We start from the raw sequence: 23,663 nt of genomic DNA, 5'->3' as shown, positions 1-23,663 counted from the left end.
GGCTTCGCGGGCATCTGCTCTCCGGTACGGCGGTCGCTGCAGGCCTACCGTAATCCGGAATCGGGTCCTCGCAGGTGGGCCGAGCGCCCTGCCTCGCCGGCTCCTCCCGCGTTACCCGCGCGTCACCCGCACCCGGTAGTCCCCCGAGGGCTCCGTCCTCGTCACCTTGATCACGACCCGCCTCCGTACGTCCCGGAACGTCTCCCCGGGCGTGAACGGAGCGTCGGAGAGCTCCGCGTGGACGTTCGGTGCCCGCGTGCAGCCGCCGCTGTCCCGTCGGGAGTCGTGGACCCTGACCGGGCCCAGGCCCGTGTCCACCTCGGCGTCGACCTTGTAGACGAGGACACCCGGGCGGCACACGGTCTCGTCGTTGCCGGCGCGGGTGCGCAGTTCGACGGCGTAGGCGGTGCGGCTGTCCAGGGGGACGACGATCAGCTTCGAGCCGCCCGCGCGGGCCAGCGGCGTCAGGGTGTACTCGGTGGTGCCGGGGGTCGCCACGCAGTGCACCTGCGCGGCGTCGAGCCAGCCCAGCTTCCACTTGTGCCAGCCGAGGAAGTCGTTGTTGGCGCCCCAGTCCTCGCTCATGATGTCCCAGTGGCCGACCGCGCCCCCGCCCTCGGCGGTGTACAGGTCGGGCAGGCCGAATATGTGGCCGTTCTCGTGGGGGAGGACGCGGTAGCCGGTGCGGTCGTAGGAGCCGGAGCCGTCGTCCTGGCGCGAGTAGACGAAGGAGGCGTTGGCCACGGGGATGCCGTCGGCCGCCGGGGCCTCGGGGTTGCCGGCGAAGGTGACGGACAGGACCGTGTCGAGGGCGGACGGGCCGGCGTTCGGGGTGACCAGGATGTTCAGCAGGTCGTACGCGCGGAAGTCCACCTTCGGGTCGGCCGCGGCCACGATGTCCCGGACCAGGGCGCGGTAGCCGGGGTCGAACGGGGCCCCGCGCTCTATGGCGTACTCGCGGAAGGACTTCGGCATCCGCAGCCACCCGGGGATCGGGGTCTCGGGGCGGTAGTCGAGGCGGCCGTAGGAACTGGTGCGGAACCACTGCCGGGTCTGCGGGAAGAACTCCCGGAAACGGTCCAGGGCATCGCCCTCACCGGGTGCGTCGGAGAAGTCGATCATCAGATTGAGGGCGTGGACGACGCCGGTGGAGCGGGAGTAGCCCTCGGAGGTGGGGATGCCCTCGGACATCTGGACCTCGCGGGCGCCGTGGATCATGCAGGGGCCGTGCGCGGAGGTGCGGGACAGGGCGATCGGGCCCGCTCCGGCCGACGAGGCGCCCGGGGCGAGACGGGCCGTGCCGGCGGAGGTGCTGACCGCGAAGGTCAGGGTCGTCACGCACGCCAGGGCGGCCAGGCGGCGCCCGGGTATACGCCCAGGTGTCCGCCCAGGTACCCGCCTGGGTATCCCATGGCCGGGCGGGCCCGTGCCACCTGACTCGGGATGGGGCGGGCCCGTACTCCTCCCCGACCCGGGGTCGGGTGCCTCTGTACGCCCCCGCCCTGAACCGGTGGGCGGTGTACGCCGTGCACCGGTCGGCTGCCCACGACCACGCCCCTGTCCACGCCAAGGCCCTCGCCCTCGGCCTCGCCCCACCGGCTGACCCCGCCCCGCACCCGGCTGCCTTGTGCCGCTGCCGGGCCGGCGTCGACGAGGCTGCGGCTGCGGCTGCATGCAAGGCACCTCCCGCGCCACGGCAGCCTCCGGTCTCCGGCTGCACCCTTGCGCTCACCCTGCGGCGGGGGAGGTGGGGCGCGCGCGTTGGAGGAGACCGATCGTGGGTTTCCCGTCAGTAGCGCCCCGCTGCGGTTGTGAGCCAGGTCACAGAGAAAAAACACCGGGGGCGGGAAATACCGGGGACCCAGTCCCCGTTTAGTCATGTGTCCGAGTGAAACGGGGAGCCTCTCCCCGGATCACCTCACCGCACGCCTCAGACCGCAGCTCACGCAAGACCGCTTCTCACGCAAGACCGCAGCTCACGCAAGACCGCTTCTCACGCAAGACCGCACCTCACACAAGGAGTACGCCGTGCAGACCGCCACCCCCGTACAGCGCAAGGCGCCCCGGCCCCGCGCCGACGCCCTGCGCAACCGGGAGCGGATCGTCACCGCCGCCCGGGAGATGTTCGTCGAGCACGGCCCCGAGGTGCCGCTCGACGAGATCGCCCGCCGGGCCGGCGTCGGCAACGCCACGGTGTACCGCAACTTCCCGGACCGCGACGCGCTGGTGCGCGAGGTCGTCTGCTCCGTCATGGACCGCACGGCCGCGGCGGCCGAGTCCGCGCTCGCCGAGAACGGTGACGCGTTCGAGGCGCTGGAGCGCTTCGTGCACGCCGCCGCCGACGAGCGGATCAGCGCGCTGTGCCCGATGGTCTCCAGCACGTTCGACAAGCACCACCCGGACCTGGAGGCCGCGCGCGAACGGGTCGAGAAGCAGGTCGCGGAGGTCATGGACCGGGCCAGGGCGGCGGGGCAGCTGCGCTCCGACGTGGACGTCGGGGACGTCATGATCGCCGTGGCCCAGCTCAGCCGGCCTCCGGCCGGTACGGACTGCTTCCGTGCCGACCGCTTCGTCCACCGCCATCTTCAGCTGTTCCTGGACGGTCTGCGGGCTCCCGCTCGCTCCGTTCTGCCGGGCACGGCCGTGACCCTGGAGGACCTGCGCCAGTCCTGACCGATTAGTTCAGCCCGTCCCACCCGTCTGAAACCGAGACGACAGTCCCAGTGGCCGTCACAGGACGCGCCCCTACCTTTCGTCGTCCTTTTTTCAGCACGAACTCCTGTTTCCACTACGAAGCCCTGATTTTTCCGTCACGAAGTCCCGAAGTGGGTACCTCCATGTCTCAAACAGCCTCAAAGGCCCTCAACGCCCCATCCGAACCGGATCCGGGCCGCTGGAAAGCGCTGGTCTTCATCGCGCTCGCCCAGCTGATGGTCGTCCTGGACGCCACCATCGTGAACATCGCCCTGCCCTCCGCCCAGCAGGACCTGGGCATCTCCGACGGCAACCGGCAGTGGGTCGTCACGGCCTATGCCCTCGCCTTCGGCGGTCTGCTGCTGTTCGGCGGCCGGATAGCCGACCTGTGGGGACGCAAGAGGGCCTTCGTCCTCGGTCTCGGCGGCTTCGCCGCGGCCTCCGCGCTCGGCGGCGCCGCCACCAACGAGGCGATGATGTTCGGCGCCCGCGCCCTCCAGGGCGCCTTCGGTGCCCTGCTCGCGCCCGCCGCGCTCTCCCTGCTCGCCGTGATGTTCACCGACGCCAAGGAGCGCGCCAAGGCGTTCGGCATCTACGGCGCGATCGCCGGTGGTGGCGGCGCCGTCGGCCTGATCCTGGGCGGCTTCCTCACCGAGTACCTGGACTGGCGCTGGACGTTCTTCGTGAACATCCCGTTCGCCATCGTCGCCGCGGCCGGCGCGTACTTCGTGATCCGTGAGCCGGAGGGCGGCCGCAACCGCTCCCCGCTCGACATCCCCGGCGTCATCCTGTCCACTCTCGGCCTGGTCGCCCTCGTCTACGGCTTCACCCGCGCCGAGTCCGACGGCTGGAGCGACGCCGTGACCGTCGGCATGTTCGTCGCCTCGGCCGTGCTGCTCCTGGCCTTCGTGGTCGTCGAGTCGAAGGTCAAGGCCCCGCTGCTGCCGCTGCGCGTGATCACCGAACGCAACCGTGGCGGGATCTACCTCTCCCTCGGTCTCGCGATCATCGCGATGTTCGGTCTGTTCCTCTTCCTGACCTACTACCTGCAGATCGTGAAGGGGTACTCGCCGGTCAAGACCGGCTTCGCCTTCCTGCCGATGATCGCGGGCATGATCACGGGCTCCACCCAGATCGGCACGCGTCTGATGACCCGGGTCGCGCCGCGCCTGCTGATGGGCCCCGGCTTCCTGGTCGCCGCGCTCGGCATGCTGCTGCTGACGCAGCTGGAGATCGGCTCCTCGTACGCCGCCCTGCTGCTGCCGGCGATGCTGCTGCTCGGCCTCGGCATGGGTACGGCGTTCATGCCGGCCATGTCCATGGCCACCCAGGGCGTCGAGCCGCGGGACGCGGGTGTCGCCTCCGCGATGGTCAACACCTCGCAGCAGGTGGGCGGCGCGATCGGCACGGCCCTGCTGAACACGATCGCGGCCTCGGCCACCACGTCCTACATCGCCGACCACATCGTCGGTGCCACCAGCCGGTCCCAGCAGCAACTGGTCCAGCTGGAGGGCATGGTCGAGGGCTACACGAGCGCCATCTGGTTCGCCGTCGGCATCCTCGTCGTGGCCGCCGGCATCGCCCTGACCTTCGTCAACGCCGGCCGGCCCGGCAGTGCCACGGTGACCGGCTCCGGCTCGGACACGGATGTGGCGGACGAGGTGCAGGTCCCGGTCGTCGCCCACTGACGGCTGTATGACGGCATGACGTGTATGACGGCATGACGGCTGTATGACGGCCGTACCCGAGAACCCCACTCAGGGCCATCCGTAGGTACGGGGAAGGGGACGCCTCGTACCTACGGAATCCAGGACCTGCCCGGCTCCCGCGTCAGCGGAGCCAGGGCAGGTCCGCACCCGCTTCGGTCGGCTGAAGTCCCTCGGCGATGATCCGCATGATCTCGCCGAGGGACTTCTGCTGTTCCGGGTCGAGCCGGTCGAAGACCGCCTGGCGTACGGCGTCCACATGGCCCGGCGCGGTCTGCCGCAGCACCTCGTGGCCCTCTTCGGTCAGCACGGCGAACTGGCCCCGCTTGTCGTCGGGGCAGTCCTCGCGGCGCACCCAGCCGTTCTTCTCCAGGCGCGCGATGGCGTGCGAGAGACGGGAGCGGGTGATCTTCGCCAGCATGGCGAGCTCCGTCATCCGAAGCCTCCGCCGCGGCGCCTCCGCCAGCTTCACCAGCAGGCCGTAGTAGACGTGCGGCATGCCCGCGTCGCGCTGGAGCTGACGGTCGAGATGGTCGTCGAGGAGGGTGGCCCCCTCCATGAACCAGCGCCAGACGCGCTGCTCCTCGTCGGTGAGCCAGCGCGGCTCCCGGGCTTTTTCCGTGCTGCCCTCAGTCGGTGCGGGTGCGGGTGCCTTCATGTCTTCCACTCTACGTGGCCCCTCCTTGAACTTTAAACAAATGGCCCGTACAGTTTTGTTAGGGAACCATGTTTTGGAAGGAGTCGCAGCATGTCCGCCGCCACCCAGGAGCGCATGCCCGCTCTGTACCTCAGCCACGGCGCCCCGCCGCTGGCGGACGACCCGTTCTGGCCCGGCGAACTGGCCGCCTGGTCGGCAGGCCTGCCGCGCCCCAAGGCGGTCCTCATGATCTCCGCCCACTGGGAGGAGGCCCCGCTCGCCATCGGCGCCACCGAGACCGCCCCCCTCGTCTACGACTTCTGGGGCTTCCCGGAGCACTACTACCGGGTGACCTACGACGCGCCCGGCGCACCGGAGCTCGCCGAGTCGGTACGGAAGCTGCTGCGCGCCCCCGGCATCCCCGTCCAGGACGTCCCCGACCGTGGCCTCGACCACGGCGCGTACGTCCCGCTGGTCGAGATGTACCCGGAGGCCGACATCCCGGTCCTCCAGGTGTCCATGCCGACGCTCGACCCGGTCCGGCTCATGGAGATCGGCCGCAAACTCGCCCCGCTGCGGGACGAGGGCGTGCTGATCGTCGGCTCCGGCTTCTTCACCCACAACCTGGCCGCGCTCCGGCAGGGCGGCATACCCGCCTGGTCGTCCGAGTTCGACGACTGGGGACGGCGGGCACTGGAGGCGCGTGACGTGGACGCGCTGCTCGACTTCACCCGCAAGTCGCCGGCCGGGCAGCTCGCCCATCCGCGCACCGAGCACTTCGCACCGCTGTTCGTGACCATGGGCGCGGCCGACGCGACCGGTGAGCTGGACGCGCAGAAGTCCGTGATCGACGGGTTCTGGATGGGGCTGGCGAAGAGGTCCGTGCAGTTCGGCTGAAACCGTTCCCGGCACCCGACCGCGCTGTGACACCCGACCGCGTTGTCACAGGGGCTTCTCGTACCAGGCCACGTCCCAGTAGCGGCCGAACTTGCGGCCGACCTCCCGGTAGGTGCCGACGTACCGGAAGCCGAAGCGCTCGTGCAGCCGGGCGGACGCCTCGTTCGGCTGGGCGATGCCGGCGTAGGCGCGGTGCAGGTCCTCGCCGGACAGGGCCTCGAAGAGGGCCTCGTAGAGCAGCGTGCCGACGCCTCGGCGGCCGGCGTGCGGGGAGACGTACACCGTCGTCTCCACGGAGGTCGCGTAGGCGGGCTTCGCTCGGTAAGGGCTGGATGTGGCGTAACCCAGAATCTCCTGTGAGTCCGGCGTCACGGCAACCATCAGGCGGTGCGGGCCGTCTACTGGGTGGGAGAGCAACCAAGGGCGGCGCTCTTCCGGAGTGAAGATTTCGGTGTCGAATGTGAATGCCGTCTCGCGAACGTAGTGGTTGTAGAGGCCTGTGAGGCTCACGAGGTCACCCTCGACCCCCGGCCTGACCTGCACCTCCGTACGCTCCGTCGACATTCGACCTCCCTGTGTGGCCGGACAGGGTACTGCATGATCAGAAAAATTGACGGGTCGGTTGGGAATTCTGTCCTGATTCCAGTCGTTGTTTCCATCGGATGCAGGGCACCCGAGGAGAGTCCGGAGAGTCCCGGAGACGGAGTCCAGCGTCCGAAGGACCACCCGCTGACCTCACCACGCAAGGGAGCACGCATGGCAACCCGTGCCGTCGCCCGTCGTCAGTCCGCCACCGGCGAGACGGCCCAGGCGGCAAGCAGTGTTCGCGCCCATGGCGGCGAGATCGCCGACCGCGACCTGGTCGGCATGTACCTCGACGAGATCGCTCGCACACCGCTGCTCGACGCCGCCAGGGAAGTGGAGCTGTCCCAGGTCATCGAAGCGGGTGTGTTCGCCAAGCAGGTCCTCGACGGCTTCGAGGAGACGAAGGCGGAAGCCACCCGCGAGGAGCTCGAGTCCCTGGTCGCCGACGCGGAGCGCGCCAAGGACATCTTCATCCGCTCCAACCTGCGCCTGGTCGTCGCGGTCGCCCGCCGCTACCCCCGCAGCGGCTTGCCGCTGCTGGACCTGATCCAGGAGGGCAACGCGGGCCTGGTGCGCGCGGTCGAGAAGTTCGACTACCGCAAGGGCTTCAAGTTCTCCACGTACGCGACGTGGTGGATCCGCCAGGCCATCACCCGCTCGATAGCCGACCAGTCCCGTACGATCCGCCTGCCCGTCCACCTCGTGGAGGAGCTCGGCCGGATCCGCCGGGTGCAGCGCGAGTTCAACCGTGAGCACGGGCGGGACCCGGAGCCCACGGAGATCGCCGCCGAGCTCGGCTCGACGCCGGAGCGCGTCACCGACGTGCTGGACTGGGCCCGCGACCCGGTCTCGCTGAACATGTCGGTGGACGACGAGGGCGAGACCCAGTTCGGTGACCTCCTGGAGGACACCTCGGCGGTGTCGCCCGAGCAGTCGGTGCTCACGCTGCTGCGCAGCGAGGAGCTCGACGACCTCATCGGCCGCCTCGACCAGCGCACGGCCTCCATCATCAAGATGCGGTACGGCATCGAGGACGGCCGTGAGCGCACCCTGACCGAGGTCGGCAAGGAGCACGGCCTGACCCGCGAGCGCATCCGGCAGATCGAGAAGCACGCGCTGCTGGAGCTGAAGAAGCTGGCGCGCAGCACCGGTTTCGACGCGGCTGCGTGACACCGCGTACGCCGGGTGGCGAAAGACCGCGCAAACATGGCGATGTAAAGCCGCTTCAACCCGCAGGGCTCAGGGAACAAGAATTCCGGGTCCACCAGTTCGGGCCCGGGGTCACGCCCCTGGCCCCTGAGAGCCAAGTCCCGTCGCACTCCCCCCGGCGCCGGGACTCTCCCAAGGCCGGGCTTCGGCGCCCCTCCCCCCGGGCGCCGGGGCCCGGCTCTTTTCTGCCGACCGCCCTTGCGCCGGCGGGGCGCTGAAGGGCGGGTCACCCCGTACCTGAACCACGGGGTGGCCCGACCAGATGGCAGATTGTGCCACATGGGCATAGCCTGCCGGGCGTGAGCAGCACCACCCCGACCCCGACCCCGCCCCAGGCCTCGCTGACCGAGCGGCGGAAGGCCGAGACGCGGATGGAGATCGCCCGCGCGGCGGCCGGCCTCTTCGTACGGCACGGCCTGCGCGCCACCCGCGCCGAGGACATCGCCCAGGCCGCCGGCATCGCCCCGCGCACCTTCTACCGGTACTTCGCCACGAAGGAGGAGGCCGTCGCCCCGCTCTACGCGGTCGGCGCCCAGCGCTGGGTGGAGGCGGTACGTGCCGCCCCCGCCGACGTGAGCGTGCTCCAGGCCCTGGAGCAGGGGGCCCGCCACACCCTCACCCCGGGCGCCGGCGTCTCCGCGTCCTCCTGGGAGTGCGTCCGCACCCTCCTGCGCCTGGCCGAGGCGAACCCGTCCCTGCGCAGGGTGTGGGCGGAGGTGTGCCAGACGTCGGAGCGGATGCTGGGGGAGGTGCTGGCGGAGCGGATGACCCGTGCCGGGGCGGCAGGAGGTTCCGTGATGACGGGCGGTGCTGACAACGTTGCCGCCGTCCCCGAGCCGCGCTACCCCACCACCCCCGAGCCGCGCTTCACCGCCGCCGTCGCAAGTGCCGCGGTGCGCGCCGCCTTTGAGGGCTGGGCCGAGGGCGACGGACCCGTCGAGGGCCCGGGGAGCCCGGCGGAGCTGGCGCTGCGGAACCTCGCGGCGCTCAAGGACTTCCCGTGGGGGGCGTGAGACAACTTCCGGTCGTGAGACAACTTCCTGTGGCGGCCGCAGGGCGACGGCTCGTGGCGGCCGTGGGAGGACTGCCGATGGGGTCCCGCGGGAGGACGGCCCGTGGGGTCTCCCCCGTGGGGTCCGTGGGAGGACGGCCCGTGGGCCCGGTGAAGCGGCGGCTCGCGGGGCCCGTGGGGCGACGGCTCACGCCCCGCCCGCCGCCGCCCTGCTCAAGCGCGCCCCCAACTCCCGCACAGCGGCCATGAGTTCCTCAGGCTGATGCACCACGAAGTCGCACTCCAGCATCGCCAGCCGGAACGCCACGCGCTGTACCGCGTCCGCCGAGGTCCCCCGTAGCCGACAGCGGTGGTCCGCCAACGGCTCGGGTGTGCCGAGCCAGTTGGGCAGCCGGGCGGCGACGAACTCGGCCGGCGCGGCGAAGGTGACCTCGAAGTCGTAGGACTCCTGGCGCCGTTGCATCGACCGCCGCAGGTACTCCGCCGCGCTTCCCGTGGGCAGCTCGCGCGGCGCGAACCGTGCCCCGGTGGCGAACGGCTCGCTCACCCGGTCGACGCGGAACGTACGCCAGTCGTCCCGGTCGATGTCGTACGCCACCAGGTACCAGCGGCGGCCCGTCGACACCAGCCGGTGCGGCTCGGTGAGGCGGCGGGACTCGGTGCCGTCCGCGGCCCGGTAGGCGAACCGCAGCCGCTCGTGCCCGGCCACCGTCGAGGCCATCACGGTCAGCGTCTCGGGCGCGATACTCGGCCCGTCACCGCTGGTCAGCGGTGTGGTCGCGGCCTGGAGTGTGGCCACGCGGTGGCGCAGCCGGCCGGGCAGCACCTGCTCCAGCTTGGCCAGCGCCCGTACCGACGCCTCGTCCAGGCCCTCCACCGCGTGCCCCGCCCCGGCGCGCAGCCCGACCGCGATGGCCACGGCCTCCTCGTCGTCCAGCACGAGCGGCGGCATGGCCTTGCCCGCGACCAGCCGGTAGCCGCCGTCGGCACCCTTGCTGGCCTGCACGGGATAGCCCAGTTCGCGCAGGCGGTCGATGTCCCGCCGGACCGTGCGGCGGGAGACCCCGAGCCGGTCGGCGAGCTCGCCGCCGGGCCATTCGCGGGGCGTCTGGAGGAGGGAGAGGAGCGTCAGCAGCCGAGCCGGAGTGTCCGTCGTCATACCGATGAGCATGCCGCACCATTAGGACACGATCTGACCTAGTGAGCCAGTAGCTTCGAGGCATGACCTCCACCGAGACCCCTCTCAGCACAGGCGGCGACGGCACCGACCGCCGTCGCTGGTTCGCCCTCGCGATCGTGATGACCGCGGCCTTCATGGACCTCGTCGACGTCACGATCGTCAACGTCGCCATCCCGTCGATCCAGCGGGAGGCGGGCGCGTCCTTCAGCCAGATCCAGTGGATCACCGCCGGATACGCCCTCGCCTTCGCCGCCGGGCTGATCACCGGCGGCCGGCTCGGTGACATCCACGGCCGCAAGCGGATCTTCCTGATCGGCATCGGCGGCTTCACCGTCGCCTCCGCGCTGTGCGGCCTGGCGGTGAACCCCGAGATGCTGGTCGCGTCGCGGATCCTCCAGGGCGGCATGGCGGCGCTGATGGTGCCGCAGGTGCTGTCGATCGTGCACGCGACCTTCCCGGCGCACGAACGCGGCAAGGTGTTCGGGATGTTCGGCGCGGTCGTGGGCCTCGGAGCCGTGTCCGGTCCGGTGCTCGGCGCACTGCTGACCGAGTGGGACCTGTTCGGGTGGGGATGGCGGTCGATCTTCCTGATCAACCTGCCCGTGGGCGTCGCGGGCCTGGTCCTCGGCAGCCGCTTCATCAGCGAGTCCAAGGCACCGCGGGCCCTGAAGCTGGACCTGGTGGGCGTCGCGCTCGTGACGCTGGGCCTGCTGATGCTGATCTACCCGCTCACCCGTGGGCGCGAGCTGGGCTGGCCGACGTGGGGGTACGTCTCGATGGCCGGGTCGCTCGTCGTCCTCGCGGTGCTGGTGGCGTACGAGAAGCGGAAGGCCGCACGGGACGGCTCCCCGCTGGTGGAGCTGTCGCTGTTCCGGGTCAAGAGCTTCGCCGCCGGGATCGCCGTGCAGACCGTCTTCGGGGTCGCGCTGGGTGTGTTCTTCCTGGTCTGGACGCTGTACATGCAGATCGGGCTGGGGTGGAGCCCGCTGAAGGCCGGGCTGACCGGGGTGCCGTTCTCGATCGCCGTGTCGGCCGCCGCCGGGATGTCGGTGCAGATGCTGGTCCCGCGCTTCGGGCGCAAGGTGCTCCAGGCGGGCGCGCTGGTGATGGCGGCCGGGGTGCTCCTCTACATCTGGGAGTCCGGCCACTACGGCCTGGACATCGCGCCCTGGCAGATGGCGCTGCCCCTGGTGGTGATGGGGGTCGGCATGGGTCTGATCGTCGCGCCGCTGACCGACGCGATCCTCTCCGAGGTGCCGCGCGAGCACTCCGGCTCGGCCTCCGGCCTGATCAACACCGTGCAGCAGATGGGCAACGCCCTCGGGCTCGGCCTGGTCTCGGTGGTCTTCTTCGGCACGATCGGTGACCACCTGCGCCCGGACCAGGTGGGCCCGGCCTTCTCGGACGCCTTCCACAACGCGCTCGGCTGGGTGGCCGGGGTGCTCGGCGTCATCTTCCTGCTGATGTTCGCCCTGCCGAAGCGGCCGGCGCAGCACGTCGAGGGGGAGCAGGCGGTGACCGGACAGCAGGAACCGGCGCTGGTCTGACGACGGGGGACGGGCCCGGCACCACACGGTGCCGGGCCCGCCGTCATTTCTGATCATGCCCGATTGGGTCCGAAACTGTTTACTTCGCGGAAATCTCGGCGTAGCCTCCCGCTGAAACCACACGTTCGGGCACGAGGCGGAGGTGAACAGACATGTACGCACCGGAACGGCAGCAGGAGATCCTCCGGCTCGCCCGCGACGGCGGCCGAGTGGATGTCGTGTCGCTGGCCGAGGAGTTCCAGGTGACGGCGGAGACGATCCGCCGGGACCTGAAGGCCCTCGACCGCGCCGGCCTGGTCCGCCGGGTGCACGGCGGGGCCATCCCCGTAGGGCGACTCGACTTCGAGCCGGACCTCGCCGAGCGCGAGACGACGGCCGCCGACGAGAAGGACCGCGTCGCCAAGGCGGCCCTCGCGGAACTGCCCGGCGAGGGCACGATGATCCTCGACGCCGGTACGACGGTGGCCCGGATGGCCGCGTCCCTCCCCCTGGAGGCCTCCCTCACCGTCGTCACGCACAGCCTGCCCATCGCGGCCCGGCTCGCCGACCACCCCGGCATCCAGCTCCACCTCGTCGGCGGGCGCGTACGGCACCGGACGCGCGCCGCCGTGGACGCCTGGGCGCTGCGCGCGTACGGCGAGATCCGCGCCGACGTCCTGTTCGTGGCCGCCAACGGCTTCTCCGCCGAACACGGCCTGACCACCCCCGACCTCGCCGAGGCCGCAGTGAAGCGCGCGGCCCTGGCCGCCGCCCGCCGCGTGGTGCTGCTCGCCGACTCCTCCAAGCACGGCCAGGAGCACTTCGCCCGCTTCGGCGACCTGAGCGATGTGGACCTGCTGATCACCGACAGCGGGCTGAGCCCCGAAGACGCCCTCGCCATCGAGCGCGGCGGCACGGAAGTAGTGCGCGCATGATCCTCACCGTCACCCCCAACCCGTCCCTGGACCGCACGTACGAGGTGCCGTCCCTCGACCGCGGCGAGGTCATCCGCGCCACCGGCGAGCGGATGGACCCGGGCGGCAAGGGCGTGAACGTCTCGCGCGCGGTCGCGGCGGCTGGGCAGCGCACCGTGGCGGTCCTGCCCCTGGGCGGCGCCCCCGGCGCGCTCGTCGCCGACCTGCTCGACGCGCAGGGCATCGAGGTCGCCCCGGTCCCGGTCGCCGGCGCCACCCGCTCCAACATCGCCCTCGCCGAGTCCGACGGCGTCCTGACGAAGATCAACGCGCCGGGCCCGGAACTGTCCGAGGCGGAACGCGAACTGCTCCTGGAGACCGTACGGCAGCAGTCCCGCGACGCCGCCTGGATCGCCTGCTGCGGCAGCCTCCCACGCGGCCTCGCCCCCTCCTGGTACGCCGACCTGGTCGCCCGCGCGCACGCCGCCGGTGCCCGTATCGCCCTGGACACCTCCGGGCCCGCGCTGCTGGAGGCGCTGCGCGAGCGGCCCGACGTGGTCAAGCCGAACGCCGAGGAGCTCGCGGGAGCCGTCGGCCGCCCCCTCGCCACCGTCGGCGACGCGGTGAAGGCCGCCGAGGAACTGCGCGAGATGGGTGCCCGGGCCGTGCTCGCGAGCCTCGGCGCGGACGGGCAGCTGCTCGTCTCCGACGAGGGTGCCTGGTTCGGCAGCGCCCGGGTGGCCGCCGTCCGCAGCAACGTGGGCGCCGGCGACTCCTCCCTCGCCGGTTTCCTGATCGCCGGGGGCAGCGGCCCCGAGGCCCTCGCCTCCGCGGTCGCCCATGGCGCCGCCGCCGTCCAGCTGCCCGGCAGCGTCATGCCGAAGCCGGGCGACCTGGACCCGGCGGCGGTCACGGTCACGGCCGACATCCCGGCCGACCGGGTACTGAAGGAGCCGGTGTCATGACCTACGTCGAGCAGCACGTCCCCGCCCGCGAACGGCAAACCTCCCCGTTACTGCCCGCCGCCGCCTCCGTCACCCCCCACCACACCCCCGTCCCCCTCCGCGCCCATCCCACTGACCGGGCGATACGCGAGCTAAGGAGCCCGCGATGAGCGACATGATCACCGCGGACCTGGTCGATCTCGACCTGTCCGCCGACACCAAGGAAGCGGCGGCGCGCGCCCTCGCAGAGCGCATGGTGGCCCTGGGCCGGGTGACCGACCTGGACGGCTTCCTCGCCGACGTGGCCGCCCGCGAGGCCCAGATGCCGACCGGCCTCGACGGCGGCATCGGCATCCCGCACTGCCGCAGCGAGCACGTCACCGAGCCGACGCTCGCCTTCGGGCGCAGCGCGAACGGCATCGACTTCGGTGCGGCCGACGGCCCCGCCGACCTGATCTTCCTGATCGCCGCGCCGGCCGGTGCCGACGACGCCCACCTGACGATCCTGTCGTCGCTGGCCCGGCAGCTGATGAACACGGAGTTCACCGACGCCCTGCGCTCGGTGGGCGACGCGGCGGCCGCTGCGGCACTGATCCGCGGTGACGAGCCCGACGAGGCCGAGGCGCCCGCGGACGCGGGTTCCCAGGACACCGTGGCGTCGGCGGGAGCGGCCTCTCCCGCCGCCGCCACGGTCACCGACGACGGCGAAGACGCCCCCGAGGAGCGCCCGTTCCGGATCGTCGCCGTCACCTCCTGTCCCACCGGCATCGCCCACACCTACATGGCGGCCGAGTCGCTGGAGAACGCAGGCCGTGAGGCGGGCGTCGAGGTCACCGTCGAGCCCCAGGGCTCGGCCGGCTTCACCCGGCTCGACCCGGAGGTCATCGCGGCGGCGGACGCCGTGATCTTCGCTCACGACGTGCCCGTACGGGAGAAGGAGCGCTTCCTCGGCAAGCCGACCGTCGACGTCGGTGTGAAGGCGGGCATCAACCGCCCCGCCGAACTCATCACCGAGGTCCGCGAGAAGGCCGCCCGAGGCGAGGTCACCTCCGGCTCCCCGGGCGCCACGCCCGTCGAGCGCACCGGCGAGTCCGGCGAGGGCTACGGCACCAAGCTGCGCAAGTGGCTGATGTCCGGCGTCAGTTACATGGTGCCGTTCGTCGCGGCGGGCGGTCTGCTCATCGCCCTGGGCTTCGCCATCGGCGGCTACAAGGTCGACAAGGCCCCGTCGGTGATGGACCACTTCCTCTGGACGCAGGCCGACAGCTGGGCGGCCCTGCTCTTCCAGATCGGCGGCGTCGCCTTCGGCTTCCTCGTCCCGGTCCTGGCCGGCTACATCGCCTACGGCATGGCCGACCGGCCCGGTCTCGTCCCCGGCTTCGTCGGCGGCTCGATCGCCCTCACCATCAACGCCGGCTTCCTCGGCGGTCTGGCGGCCGGTCTGATCGCCGGTGGCGTGGTGATCGCCATCCAGAAGGTGAACATCCCGGCGGCGCTGCGCGGCATCATGCCGGTGGTGGTGATCCCGCTGATCTCCTCGGCGATCGTCGGCTTCCTGATGTTCGTCGTCATCGGCAAGCCCATCGCCGAGGCGCAGAAGGGCATGACCGACTGGCTGAACAGCCTGTCCGGCAGCAACGCCATCCTGCTCGGCGCCCTCCTCGGCCTGATGATGTGCTTCGACCTCGGCGGACCCGTCAACAAGGTCGCCTACACCTTCGCCACGGCCGGTATCGCGGTCTCCAACCCCAGCGACTCCGCGATGAAGATCATGGCGGCGGTCATGGCGGCCGGCATGGTGCCGCCGCTGGCCATGGCCCTGGCCACGACCGTGCGCGGCAAGCTCTTCAACCAGACCGAGCGCGAGAACGGCAAGGCCGCCTGGGTGCTCGGCGCCTCCTTCATCTCCGAGGGCGCGATCCCCTTCGCCGCGGCCGACCCGCTGCGCGTCATCCCGGCGTCCATGGCCGGCGGCGCGATCACCGGCGCCCTGTCGATGGCCTTCGGCGCCACCCTGCGCGCCCCGCACGGCGGCATCTTCGTGGTCCCGCTGATCGGCAACCCGCTGCTCTACCTGGTCGCCATCGCCGCGGGCGTCTGCGTCACGACGGCCCTGGTGGTCGTCCTGAAGGGCATGCGCAAGCAGGCCCCGGGGGCCGCCACGGCATCCGGCGAGGGCACCGCCGCGGCCGCCGCGGAGACCAAGCAGCCCGTAGCGGCCTGAGGGCCGTCGCAGGACGTCCGTTTCGGGGTGTGTGAACCGTTCATGCCACCTGCGAGATAGATCACGAAAATCACGGCCCGGGACTGAAGTCCCGGGCCGTGGTGTCTACTGGGGCACATGCCCGATCACGTCTCCCGGTGGCCCGAAGGTCACTCCCTCCCGGCTCTCCCGCAGCAGCGGCAGACAGGCCCCCGGTCGGAGTCCGTGGAACTGAGCCCGGAAGAGAGAGACGCCTTCGCCGAGCTGGCGCGCAGGCTGGGCGGCAGGGAAGCCTAGGAGACCTGTGCGGCTCGCGGCCTAGGAGACCTGCGCGGCCCACGGCCTAGGAGAGCTGCGAGGCTCGCCGCTCCATCGCATCGCGCGCCGCGTCCTCGCTGACGTACACCTCGCACATGTGCCGCCCGTCCGGCGTCGCCGTGTGCTCCACCTCCCAGAGGGAGACCTCCTCGCCGTCGCGCAGCAGGAACGCGTGCTCGTAGAGCGAGAAGCCCAGCCCCGCCCGGCCCGCCCGGCAGGGGCGGCCGAAGGCCTGGGTGATCCGGTGACCTGACGCCGTGGCCAGCCGGGCTGCCGTGTCCGCGCCCGGCCGGTCCGGGTTCTCCGCGCGGCGCAGTAAACGGCGCGCGTGGTCCGCCGAGTCGTCCCCGGCGTAGGAGTGCCGGGGAGTGGGGACCGGGGACAGCTGCACCGTCACCGGCAGTTCGAAGTCCGGCGTGTCCGGCGGCAGCGGCAGACGGCTGGTGGCGGCGCGCAGCTCCTCCTCGTCGACATACACCTCGTGCTGCGGTTCGCTGCCCCGGGCGGTGTTGTGGACGAGCTCCCAGAGGGTGAGCGCCGAGCCGTCGGCGAGCAGCCAGGTGTGCCGGTAGGTCTCCCGGTGCAGCCCCTCGCTGTGGTGCGCGGAGTGCAGCGAACCGTCGTGCGCCAGCGCGCAGTCGAGCTGCCGTATCGTCTCGTCGGGCAACTCGAAGGAGTTCAGGGCGCGGCCGAGGAGTCGCGCGAGGTGCTCCTCCGGAGACTCGGGCGAGTCGTGTGGTTCGTACGCTGCCGTCTCGTACGGAACGCTCAAGGTTTCTCCCGGCGTTGCTGCATGTCACCTTGTGGGTGCATACCGTAGCCTCTCGGTCGGACATCATGTCCGGGAACCGAGAAAACGTACGTCCAGGAAAACGCGCGGGCCGCGCGAATAGTTCCCGCGCGGCCCGTTCTGTCCGTCAAAAACCCTTGCTGGGAGGGTCGTTCAGTCGCTCAGGAGGCGCTGTCCGCGCCCCACTGGCTCCACGCCATGTTCCAGCCGTTGAGCCCGTTGTCCGGCGCCACCGTCTTGTCGGGGGAGTTCTTGACGATCACCACGTCCCCGATGAGCGAGTTGTCGTAGAACCACTTGGCGGAGGTGCTGCCCTGGGCGCCCTGGACGTCTGCGAGGCCGACGCAGCCGTGGCTGGTGCCCTCGCGGCCGAACGGCGGATTGCCCTTGTTGTACCAGTAGTTGCCGTGGATGAACGTGCCGGACGTCGTCAGACGCATCGCGTGCGGCACGTCCGGGATGTCGTACTCACCGCCCAGCCCGACCGTCCGGCTGTTCATCCGGGTCTGCACGAACTTCTCGGAGATCACCATCTGCCCGTTGTACGTGGTGTGCTCCGGGCTGCCCGCCGAGATCGGGACCGTCTTGACGGTGTTGCCGTCCCGGACGACCGTCATGGTCTGCGTGCCCGCGTCGACCGTGGAGACCTGCGAGCGGCCGACGGTGAAGGTGACCGTCTTCTTCTGCACACCGAAGACGCCGTTCGTGCCCTCGACCCCGTCCAGGTCGATCTTCATCGTGACCTTGGAACCGGCCTTCCAGTACTCCTCGGGCCGGAAGTCGAGACGCTGCGCGTTGAACCAGTGCCCGACCACCTTCTGCCCGCTGCTGGAGGTGACCGTGATGTGCGACCGCACGTCCTTCCGGTTGGTGATGGCCTTGTCGAAGGTGAACGACACCGGCATGCCCACACCCACCGTGGCGCCGTTGTCCGGCGTGTACGTCCCGATGAAGCTGTTCGAGGACGTCACCGTGGTGAAGATCGAGTTGGCCGCGGCCGTACGGCCCTCGGTGTCCTTCGCGGTCGCCGATATCTGGTACTTCGTCCCGCGCTCCAGCTGTTCCTTCGGCTTCCAGGTCTTCCCGTCGGCCGAGACCGAGCCCGGCACGGCCTGACCACCACCCGCCACCGTCATCTTCACCTCGGTCAGCTTCCCGTCGCTGACCTTCACGCCGGTCGTGTTGATGGAGGCGCCGGTCGAACCGTCCTTCGCCGAGATGGCGATCTTGGCGACGGACGTCTTGGCCGAGTCGCCGTCGTTGGCGTCGTCCTTGGCGTTGGCGCTGCCACCGCAGGCGGTGAGCGTCAGGGCGCCGACCATCAGGGCGGCACAGGCCCCCAGTGTGCGCCGCGCTGCAATGTCCGGCGTTGTCACGGGCTTCCCCCAGTTGGTGTGATGTGCGTGATCCGCTCCAGTCGTGAGGGAAGAGGGGCCGGACGGCCGGTCGGGTTCCGTCCGACCGCCATGAACGACATCACCGTTACAGCGCTGGGACAATGTCCCGCAACGCCGTGAAGTGGCTCTACACGTCCGCCGGTTCAGCGGCCCGCGTACAGCTCCCCGTACGACGGCCACGCCCCGCCCGGACCGTCGACCGGCTCCGCGGCGCGCACGGCCCGGACGATCGCGCGCGTCACCATGTCGGCGCCCGCCGCGAGGATCTCGTTCAAGGCGAGGGGGTTCGCGGCGTCCAGGGCACGCCCTCCCGTCGCCAGGGCGAACACGGTGTCGCCGTCGTTGAGGAGGTGCACCGGCCGCACTGCCCGGGCGATGCCGTCGTGTGCCGTACCGGCCAGCTTCTGCGCCTGCGCCTTCGGCAGGTCCGCGTCCGTGGCGACCACCGCGAGCGTGGTGTTGAGCGGCGGAGGCGCGCTCCTCGCCGCGGTCTCGGCGAGACGCCGCTGCGCGGCCTCGTGGAGCTCCGCCTCCGGGTACTCCACACGTCCCTCGAACAACTCCCCGTACAGCACCCCCGTCTCCGGGGCCAGCACCGACCCCGCCGCGTTGGCCACCACCAGCGCCGCCACCCTGATCCCCGAGCCGAGCACGGTGCTCGCGCTGCCGACACCCCCCTTCATCACCCCGACCACCGCGCCCGTACCGGCGCCCACACACCCTTGAGTCACCGGTGCGCCAGGCTCGCTCGCCGCGGCCGCCTCGACCGCCGCACGCCCCGTGGCCGCGTCGGGCCGAGCCCGGAAGTCGCCGCCCCGCCCCAGGTCGAAGACGCAGGCTGCGGGCACCACCGGCACGACGTGCCCCGGCTGCGCACCGACACGGATCCCGCGCTCGTGTTCCTCCAGCCAGGCCATCACCCCCGACGCCGCGTCGAGTCCGTACGCGCTGCCGCCGGTCAGTACGATCGCCTCGACCTTCCGGACCACGTTGCGCGGGTCGAGCGCGTCCGTCTCCTTGGTGCCGGGACCACCGCCCCGCACGTCCACGGCGGCCACGGCCCCGCCCTCCGGGGCGAGCACCACCGTGGTGCCGGTGAGCCAACCGTCGCCGGTGCGGGTCGCGTGCCCCACCCGCAGGCCGGAGACATCCGTCAGAGCGTCCACCAGAGCGTCAACTGTCATGGCGCCCAGTGTTGTGCAGGAGCGACCCCCGCGGGCGTAGTCAGCGGGTCGGCGCCCTCAGCGGAGAGCCCGCCGCCCCCTCAGCCCGCCCGGCCCGAGAAGGCGGGGCTCCTCACCGGACGTGCGACCAGGGTCTCTCCCGCCACCACCGACAGCGCGCACACCACACCCGCCGCGAACACCGCCCAGTCACCCAGGAACGTGCAGCAGATCACCAGCAGTGCCGTCGACGGCAGCACCAGCTGCTGGGCGATGCCCGCCTTGAAGTGCCGCGAGTGCAGGGCCCACAGAGTCAGCAGGTACAGGGCCGTCGGCAGCGTCACGGCCGCGGACGCCGCCAGCGTCGAGGTGTGCGCCTCGCCCACCGTCTGCTCCACGGCCACCTCCAGGCCGGCCCCGATCGCGGCCGCCGAGGCGAAGACCAGATAGTGGCCGTAGCCCCACAGGAACGCCTGCCGGTTGGACCGCAGATGGCCGTGGATGGGCACCGCGAAGTAGACCCACCACGCGGCGAAGATGATCAGCAGCCCGCCCGCCGCGATGGGGAGGAGCTCGCCCAGGGCGTCGTTCTCGTCGATGCCGGACTTCACGGCGACCGTGGCCGCGGCGATCGTCTCGCCGAGCACGATGATGGTGAACAGCCCGTACCGCTCCGCGATATGGCGGGGATGCCAGGACGTGGAGTGACCCTTCTCCGCGAACGGCGGCACGCACATCTCCAGCAGTGCCATCACGAGGAACCACCACGGCCGGGCACCCTCGGGCAGGAACAGCAGCCCCAGCCAGCCGACCTGGCACGTCAGCACGCCACCGGCGTAGCGCAGGGCCGTCGTCCGCTCCGGGCCCTCGGCGGTCCGGGCCGCCCGCAGCCACTGGGCGGTCATGGCGAGCCGCATGATCAGGTAGCCCAGCCAGACCACCAGGAACTCGTGCTCCTCGAACGCCCGCGAGACCCCCGCCGCGAGGACCAGCACACCCGCGATCTGCACCAGGGTGACGACCCGGTAGAGCACGTCGTCGTTGTCGTACGCCGAGGCGAACCAGGTGAAGTTCATCCACGCCCACCACAGGGCGAAGAACACCATCGCGTAGTCGAGGATCCCCTCGCCCGCGTGCCCCTCGGCGACGGAGTGCACCAGCTCCATGCCCGCCTGGGCGACGGCCACCACGAAGCACAGGTCGAAGAAGAGCTCCAGCGGCGAGGCCGCCCGGTGCGCCTCGTCGCGCCCGCGGGCCCTGAGCCTGCGCAGCGGCCCGCGGTCGCCGGGCGACCCGGAGCCACCGGGCGAACCGGAGCCACCGGGCGAACCGGAGCCGCCGGTCGCGCCGGAGGGGACGGGCGGGGGAGCGGGGCTGGACGTCATGACTCCCAGCACAACAGAAGGCGCCGGGATTTTCTCCGCGACCGTACCCTGGACGCATGAGCACCGCCCCCGACTCCGAGCCGCGCGCCCCGAAGCCCGCGCTGATCTTCGACGATCCGCTCGACCAGCAGTCCTCCGACGACACCGACCGCGGCTGGGGCGAGCGCACCGACACCGGCGGCGCGGCCGACCTCAAGCGCTTCCTCGACGAGAAGCCGCCCCACCACCTCTGAGTCAGGCGGCCGCCCCACCGTTTCCGGGCCGGGCCGGCCGCTGCCCGTCGCGCTACTGCCGGTCGTTCCCGGCGCCGCGCTGCGCGACCAGTTCGTCGCGGATGTCCTTGAGCACCTCCAGCTCGGTCACCTCGATGACCTCCTGTGCGCCCTCCTTCGCCTTCCGGCGGGCCTCCAGCCGGGCCAGGTACTTCGCCATGGGCAGGACCATCAGGAAGTAGACGACCGCCGCGGTGATCACGAAGCTCAGGGCCGCGCCCAGGACGGAACCCCACAGGATCTGGATGCCCTCCTCGCCCTGGCACGTCGAGCTCAGGCACGAGCTGTAGTGGTCGAGGTTCTTGGTCCCGATGGCCCCGACGATCGGGTTGATGATCCCCTTCACCACGGCGTTGACGATGTTGGTGAACGCGGCGCCGATCACCACCGCCACCGCCAGGTCGACGACGTTTCCGCGCATCAGGAAGGCCCTGAAGCCCTCCCAGATACTCGGTTCCTTGTTCTCGCTCACCTCGGGGCCTCTCCTCGCACAAACAGCTTGTGGAACAAAACGCTCCGCAACCTACGTGAACATTGGGCCGAAGGGAGCACCTGGGTCCCTCTAACGACGGCTTTGACGAGTACATGCACGTGATCACCACAGGGTCACCGCCAACCGCGCCGTGGCACTCGCCCCGGCGAGCCGGGCGGCGGTGGCACGGGGCACCGACAGCACGACCAGCGCCCCGCCGTCGGCCACCCCCTCCTCGGGCTCCGGCACCTTGGTCACCCTGGCTCCCCGCGCGACCACCCGTGCGTCACCACCCGCCACCGTCTCCTCGGCGGCGATGACGTCGACCCGGTCGCCGGGCCGCAGCAGTCGCACGGCGGCCGCGTCGGCGATCCGGACCGGGGCGGTCACCGCCCTCACCTCCCCTTCCGCACCACGCGTCCGCACCGGGTGCGCCCCGGACCCCGAGGCCGCGTGCGCGGGGGGCTGTGCGCGGGGATGGCCACGCGCCCCGTCGGCGTCGCGTGGCCCGGCCGCCACCAGCGCGGTGGCGGTGACCGCGAGCCCGACCGCCACGGCCCGCCGCCGGTTCCGCACGAGCCGGCCCGCCCGGGATCGGCCGCGTACCCGCACCGGATCGAACCGTGGCACCTCCCGGGTCGCCGGCACCTCGGGGCCGGGCGGGTACGGGGAGACGGACCACGAGGGCGTGGAAGGCGCGAACGAAGAGCGCGAGAGGGACATGGGGACCACCACCTGCGACGAGGGAGACGAGGGACCGGCTTGCGCTCCCCACGATGGGGCTTCTCGCCGCCGCCCGCTCAGGCCTGTGGACCTACCCCCGGCCTGTGGACAACTCCCTCACCCGAACGGCGACTTCAGCCCCCGCGGCCCACACCGACGCTCCACACCCCGACGCTCCACACCCCGACACTCCATACCCGACAGCGCCCGCCGCGTCGTGTCGGCGGCCTTCGACAAGGTTGCGGTCCCGAGGTCACCTACGGCAGCGCGAACCCCGGGTCCATCCCACCCAGCGCCCCCGCACACAGACAGTCCCGCTCCTGCTCCGCCGGCAGTCCCGCCACCGCGTCGAACAGCACGCCCCGCATCCGGTCCACGTTCGCCGCGAACACCCGCAGCACCTCGTCGTGCGAGACGCCCTCCCCGGTCTCGGCACCGGCGTCGAGGTCCGTGACCAGGGTCAGGGACGTGTAGCAGAGCTCCAGCTCACGGGCGAGCGCGGCCTCGGGGTGACCGGTCATGCCCACCACCGACCAGCCCTGCGCCTGGTGCCACAACGATTCCGCACGGGTCGAGAAGCGCGGCCCCTCGACGACGACGAGCGTGCCGCCGTCCACCGGCTCCCAGTCCCGGCCGCGCGCCGCCTTCAGCGCGACCGCGCGCCCGGCGGGGCAGTAGGGGTCGGCCAGCGACACGTGCACCACGTTCGGCACCGAGCCGTCGGGCAGCGGAAGTCCGTCGAAGTACGAGTTCGCCCGGGACTTGGTCCGGTCGACCAGCTGGTCCGGCACCAGCAGGGTGCCCGGCCCGTATTCGGGACGCAGACCACCCACCGCGCACGGGGCGAGCACCTGGCGCACGCCGACCGAGCGCAGCGCCCACAGGTTGGCCCGGTAGTTGATCCGGTGCGGCGGCAGGTGATGACCCCGTCCGTGCCGGGGCAGGAAGGCGACCCGCCGGCCGGCGACCTCACCGAGGAAGAGGGAGTCGCTTGGCGGCCCGTACGGGGTGTCGACCTGGACCTCGGTCACCTCGTCGAGGAAGGAGTAGAACCCGGAGCCGCCTATGACACCGATCCCGGCGCTCCCCTTGTCCGCCGATCCCACCGATCCCGCCGAGCCCGCTGATTCCGCAGAGTCGGCCGAGCCCATCGAGCCCGCCACGTTCGCCTTGTTCGCCATGCCCGCACCTTAACCGCACGCGGAAACGCCGAGGGCCCCGTCGCCGTAGAGGCGACAGGGTCCCGTAAGAATCAGGCCTTACGCGGCGGTGGTGCTGCTGGCGGAGCTGCCGGAGCTCGACGACGAGCTCGAACCGGAGCTGGAGCTCGACCCGGACCCGGAGCCCGAGTCCGAGGACGACGAGCTCGACGACTTCGACGACGGGGAGCTGCTCGACGAGGAGCCGCGGCTGTCGTTCCGGTAGAAGCCGGAGCCCTTGAAGACAATGCCGACCGCCGAGAACACCTTCTTCAGGCGGCCCTTGCAGTTCGGGCACTCGGTGAGGGCGTCGTCGGTGAACTTCTGCACCGCCTCGAGGCCTTCGCCGCACTCGGTGCACTGGTACTGGTAGGTGGGCACTGTCTTCCTCCTGGCACTCTCACTCGATGAGTGCTAACGACGATCCATAGTGACGT

The 23,663-nt window shown here is 71.3% G+C and carries 22 protein-coding genes; 10 read left to right on the top strand and 12 right to left on the bottom strand.

The features are described 5' to 3' along the window. Positions 1-111: 111 nt before the first annotated feature. Positions 112-1,338: a M6 family metalloprotease domain-containing protein gene (locus tag SSQG_RS16300; RefSeq protein ID WP_208865650.1), complete on the bottom strand. Its 1,227-nt coding sequence runs from the start codon at positions 1,336-1,338 to the stop codon at positions 112-114. 690 nt (positions 1,339-2,028) lie between these two features. On the opposite strand from SSQG_RS16300, the gene SSQG_RS16295 reads away from it, so the two are divergent. After that, positions 2,029-2,673: a TetR/AcrR family transcriptional regulator gene (locus SSQG_RS16295; RefSeq protein ID WP_039932864.1), complete on the top strand. Its 645-nt coding sequence runs from the start codon at positions 2,029-2,031 to the stop codon at positions 2,671-2,673. Positions 2,674-2,837: 164 nt separating this feature from the next. After that, on the top strand, positions 2,838-4,382 hold the full coding sequence (locus SSQG_RS16290) for an MFS transporter (protein WP_003990889.1): 1,545 nt from the start codon (positions 2,838-2,840) through the stop codon (positions 4,380-4,382). A gap of 142 nt (positions 4,383-4,524) precedes the next feature. On the opposite strand, the gene SSQG_RS16285 is transcribed toward SSQG_RS16290, so the two are convergent. Then, a complete protein-coding gene (locus SSQG_RS16285) occupies positions 4,525-5,058 on the bottom strand; it encodes a MarR family winged helix-turn-helix transcriptional regulator (protein ID WP_003990888.1) in 534 nt (177 codons plus the stop codon). A 90-nt stretch (positions 5,059-5,148) separates the two neighbouring features. Between SSQG_RS16285 and SSQG_RS16280 the strand changes: the two genes are divergently transcribed. After that, entirely contained in the window at positions 5,149-5,934 is a 786-nt protein-coding gene (locus tag SSQG_RS16280; protein ID WP_039932861.1) for a dioxygenase family protein, read from the top strand. A gap of 45 nt (positions 5,935-5,979) precedes the next feature. Here SSQG_RS16280 and SSQG_RS16275 read toward each other — a convergent pair whose 3' ends face one another. Next, positions 5,980-6,498, bottom strand: coding sequence for a GNAT family N-acetyltransferase (locus SSQG_RS16275; protein WP_003990886.1), 519 nt, complete (start codon positions 6,496-6,498; stop codon positions 5,980-5,982). A gap of 192 nt (positions 6,499-6,690) precedes the next feature. On the opposite strand from SSQG_RS16275, the gene SSQG_RS16270 reads away from it, so the two are divergent. Then, complete coding sequence (locus SSQG_RS16270) at positions 6,691-7,689, top strand: sigma-70 family RNA polymerase sigma factor (RefSeq protein WP_003990885.1); 999 nt, start codon at positions 6,691-6,693, stop codon at positions 7,687-7,689. Positions 7,690-8,027: 338 nt separating this feature from the next. Continuing rightward, positions 8,028-8,741: a TetR/AcrR family transcriptional regulator gene (locus SSQG_RS16265; RefSeq protein WP_003990884.1), complete on the top strand. Its 714-nt coding sequence runs from the start codon at positions 8,028-8,030 to the stop codon at positions 8,739-8,741. Between the two features lie 186 nt (positions 8,742-8,927). On the opposite strand, the gene SSQG_RS16260 is transcribed toward SSQG_RS16265, so the two are convergent. Continuing rightward, positions 8,928-9,899: a helix-turn-helix transcriptional regulator gene (locus tag SSQG_RS16260; protein ID WP_003990883.1), complete on the bottom strand. Its 972-nt coding sequence runs from the start codon at positions 9,897-9,899 to the stop codon at positions 8,928-8,930. A gap of 62 nt (positions 9,900-9,961) precedes the next feature. Between SSQG_RS16260 and SSQG_RS16255 the strand changes: the two genes are divergently transcribed. The 4 genes from SSQG_RS16255 to SSQG_RS16240 all read left to right on the top strand — a co-directional run bounded on the left by SSQG_RS16255 (position 9,962) and on the right by SSQG_RS16240 (position 15,528). Next, complete coding sequence (locus tag SSQG_RS16255; RefSeq protein WP_003990882.1) at positions 9,962-11,467, top strand: MFS transporter; 1,506 nt, start codon at positions 9,962-9,964, stop codon at positions 11,465-11,467. Between the two features lie 152 nt (positions 11,468-11,619). Beyond that, positions 11,620-12,381 (top strand): DeoR/GlpR family DNA-binding transcription regulator, encoded by a 762-nt coding sequence (locus tag SSQG_RS16250; RefSeq protein ID WP_003990881.1) that lies wholly within the window; start codon positions 11,620-11,622, stop codon positions 12,379-12,381. Next, on the top strand, positions 12,378-13,325 hold the full coding sequence (pfkB, locus tag SSQG_RS16245) for a 1-phosphofructokinase (RefSeq protein ID WP_003990880.1): 948 nt from the start codon (positions 12,378-12,380) through the stop codon (positions 13,323-13,325). Before SSQG_RS16250 ends, pfkB begins: the two co-directional genes overlap by 4 nt. 145 nt (positions 13,326-13,470) lie before the next feature. Continuing rightward, complete coding sequence (locus SSQG_RS16240; protein ID WP_003990879.1) at positions 13,471-15,528, top strand: PTS fructose transporter subunit IIABC; 2,058 nt, start codon at positions 13,471-13,473, stop codon at positions 15,526-15,528. Between the two features lie 322 nt (positions 15,529-15,850). Here the strand turns inward: SSQG_RS16240 and SSQG_RS16235 are convergent, their stop codons facing one another. The 4 genes from SSQG_RS16235 to SSQG_RS16220 form a co-directional block, all read right to left on the bottom strand. Then, positions 15,851-16,597, bottom strand: a complete 747-nt coding sequence (locus SSQG_RS16235; protein ID WP_003990878.1) for a DUF6227 family protein — start codon at positions 16,595-16,597, stop codon at positions 15,851-15,853. Positions 16,598-16,776: 179 nt separating this feature from the next. Further along, a complete protein-coding gene (locus SSQG_RS16230) occupies positions 16,777-17,991 on the bottom strand; it encodes a L,D-transpeptidase (protein WP_003990877.1) in 1,215 nt (404 codons plus the stop codon). A gap of 164 nt (positions 17,992-18,155) precedes the next feature. Beyond that, a complete protein-coding gene (locus SSQG_RS16225; RefSeq protein WP_039932857.1) occupies positions 18,156-19,196 on the bottom strand; it encodes a P1 family peptidase in 1,041 nt (346 codons plus the stop codon). Between the two features lie 80 nt (positions 19,197-19,276). Further along, positions 19,277-20,560, bottom strand: a complete 1,284-nt coding sequence (locus SSQG_RS16220; protein ID WP_003990875.1) for a low temperature requirement protein A — start codon at positions 20,558-20,560, stop codon at positions 19,277-19,279. A gap of 56 nt (positions 20,561-20,616) precedes the next feature. On the opposite strand from SSQG_RS16220, the gene SSQG_RS40345 reads away from it, so the two are divergent. Next, the gene (locus SSQG_RS40345; protein WP_003990874.1) at positions 20,617-20,793 is read left to right on the top strand and encodes a hypothetical protein; all 177 of its coding nucleotides are present in this window, start codon (positions 20,617-20,619) and stop codon (positions 20,791-20,793) included. Positions 20,794-20,845: 52 nt separating this feature from the next. On the opposite strand, the gene mscL is transcribed toward SSQG_RS40345, so the two are convergent. The 4 genes from mscL to SSQG_RS39205 all read right to left on the bottom strand — a co-directional run bounded on the left by mscL (position 20,846) and on the right by SSQG_RS39205 (position 23,607). Beyond that, positions 20,846-21,304 carry a large conductance mechanosensitive channel protein MscL gene (gene mscL / locus SSQG_RS16215; RefSeq protein ID WP_003990873.1) on the bottom strand — a complete coding sequence of 153 codons (459 nt, stop codon included), beginning with the start codon at positions 21,302-21,304 and terminating at the stop codon, positions 20,846-20,848. 123 nt (positions 21,305-21,427) lie between these two features. After that, positions 21,428-22,027 (bottom strand): hypothetical protein, encoded by a 600-nt coding sequence (locus tag SSQG_RS16210; protein WP_167545786.1) that lies wholly within the window; start codon positions 22,025-22,027, stop codon positions 21,428-21,430. Positions 22,028-22,284: 257 nt separating this feature from the next. Further along, positions 22,285-23,178, bottom strand: coding sequence for an S-methyl-5'-thioadenosine phosphorylase (locus tag SSQG_RS16205; RefSeq protein ID WP_425315017.1), 894 nt, complete (start codon positions 23,176-23,178; stop codon positions 22,285-22,287). 108 nt (positions 23,179-23,286) lie between these two features. Then, positions 23,287-23,607, bottom strand: coding sequence for an FmdB family zinc ribbon protein (locus SSQG_RS39205; RefSeq protein WP_003990870.1), 321 nt, complete (start codon positions 23,605-23,607; stop codon positions 23,287-23,289). Positions 23,608-23,663 lie beyond the last annotated feature (56 nt).

The organism is Streptomyces viridochromogenes DSM 40736 (assembly GCF_000158955.1).
In the GTDB taxonomy this organism is placed as follows: domain Bacteria; phylum Actinomycetota; class Actinomycetes; order Streptomycetales; family Streptomycetaceae; genus Streptomyces; species Streptomyces venetus.
The sequence above is the reverse complement of the archived record's forward strand: the minus strand, read 5'-3'. Positions and strand labels throughout refer to the sequence as shown.

Excerpts from the sequence above, each read along its gene's own strand:
- SSQG_RS16255 (WP_003990882.1), top strand. The coding sequence starts at position 9,962 with ATGACCTCCACCGAGACCCCTCTCAGCACAGGCGGCGACGGCACCGAC.
- SSQG_RS16210 (WP_167545786.1), bottom strand. The coding sequence starts at position 22,027 with ATGTCCCTCTCGCGCTCTTCGTTCGCGCCTTCCACGCCCTCGTGGTCC.
- SSQG_RS16220 (WP_003990875.1), bottom strand. The coding sequence starts at position 20,560 with ATGACGTCCAGCCCCGCTCCCCCGCCCGTCCCCTCCGGCGCGACCGGC.
- SSQG_RS16225 (WP_039932857.1), bottom strand. The coding sequence starts at position 19,196 with ATGACAGTTGACGCTCTGGTGGACGCTCTGACGGATGTCTCCGGCCTG.
- SSQG_RS16240 (WP_003990879.1), top strand. The coding sequence starts at position 13,471 with ATGAGCGACATGATCACCGCGGACCTGGTCGATCTCGACCTGTCCGCC.
- SSQG_RS16285 (WP_003990888.1), bottom strand. The coding sequence starts at position 5,058 with ATGAAGGCACCCGCACCCGCACCGACTGAGGGCAGCACGGAAAAAGCC.
- SSQG_RS16260 (WP_003990883.1), bottom strand. The coding sequence starts at position 9,899 with ATGACGACGGACACTCCGGCTCGGCTGCTGACGCTCCTCTCCCTCCTC.
- SSQG_RS16205 (WP_425315017.1), bottom strand. The coding sequence starts at position 23,178 with ATGGGCTCGGCCGACTCTGCGGAATCAGCGGGCTCGGCGGGATCGGTG.
- SSQG_RS16280 (WP_039932861.1), top strand. The coding sequence starts at position 5,149 with ATGTCCGCCGCCACCCAGGAGCGCATGCCCGCTCTGTACCTCAGCCAC.
- SSQG_RS16250 (WP_003990881.1), top strand. The coding sequence starts at position 11,620 with ATGTACGCACCGGAACGGCAGCAGGAGATCCTCCGGCTCGCCCGCGAC.
- SSQG_RS16290 (WP_003990889.1), top strand. The coding sequence starts at position 2,838 with ATGTCTCAAACAGCCTCAAAGGCCCTCAACGCCCCATCCGAACCGGAT.
- SSQG_RS16275 (WP_003990886.1), bottom strand. The coding sequence starts at position 6,498 with ATGTCGACGGAGCGTACGGAGGTGCAGGTCAGGCCGGGGGTCGAGGGT.
- SSQG_RS40345 (WP_003990874.1), top strand. The coding sequence starts at position 20,617 with ATGAGCACCGCCCCCGACTCCGAGCCGCGCGCCCCGAAGCCCGCGCTG.
- pfkB (WP_003990880.1), top strand. The coding sequence starts at position 12,378 with ATGATCCTCACCGTCACCCCCAACCCGTCCCTGGACCGCACGTACGAG.
- SSQG_RS16270 (WP_003990885.1), top strand. The coding sequence starts at position 6,691 with ATGGCAACCCGTGCCGTCGCCCGTCGTCAGTCCGCCACCGGCGAGACG.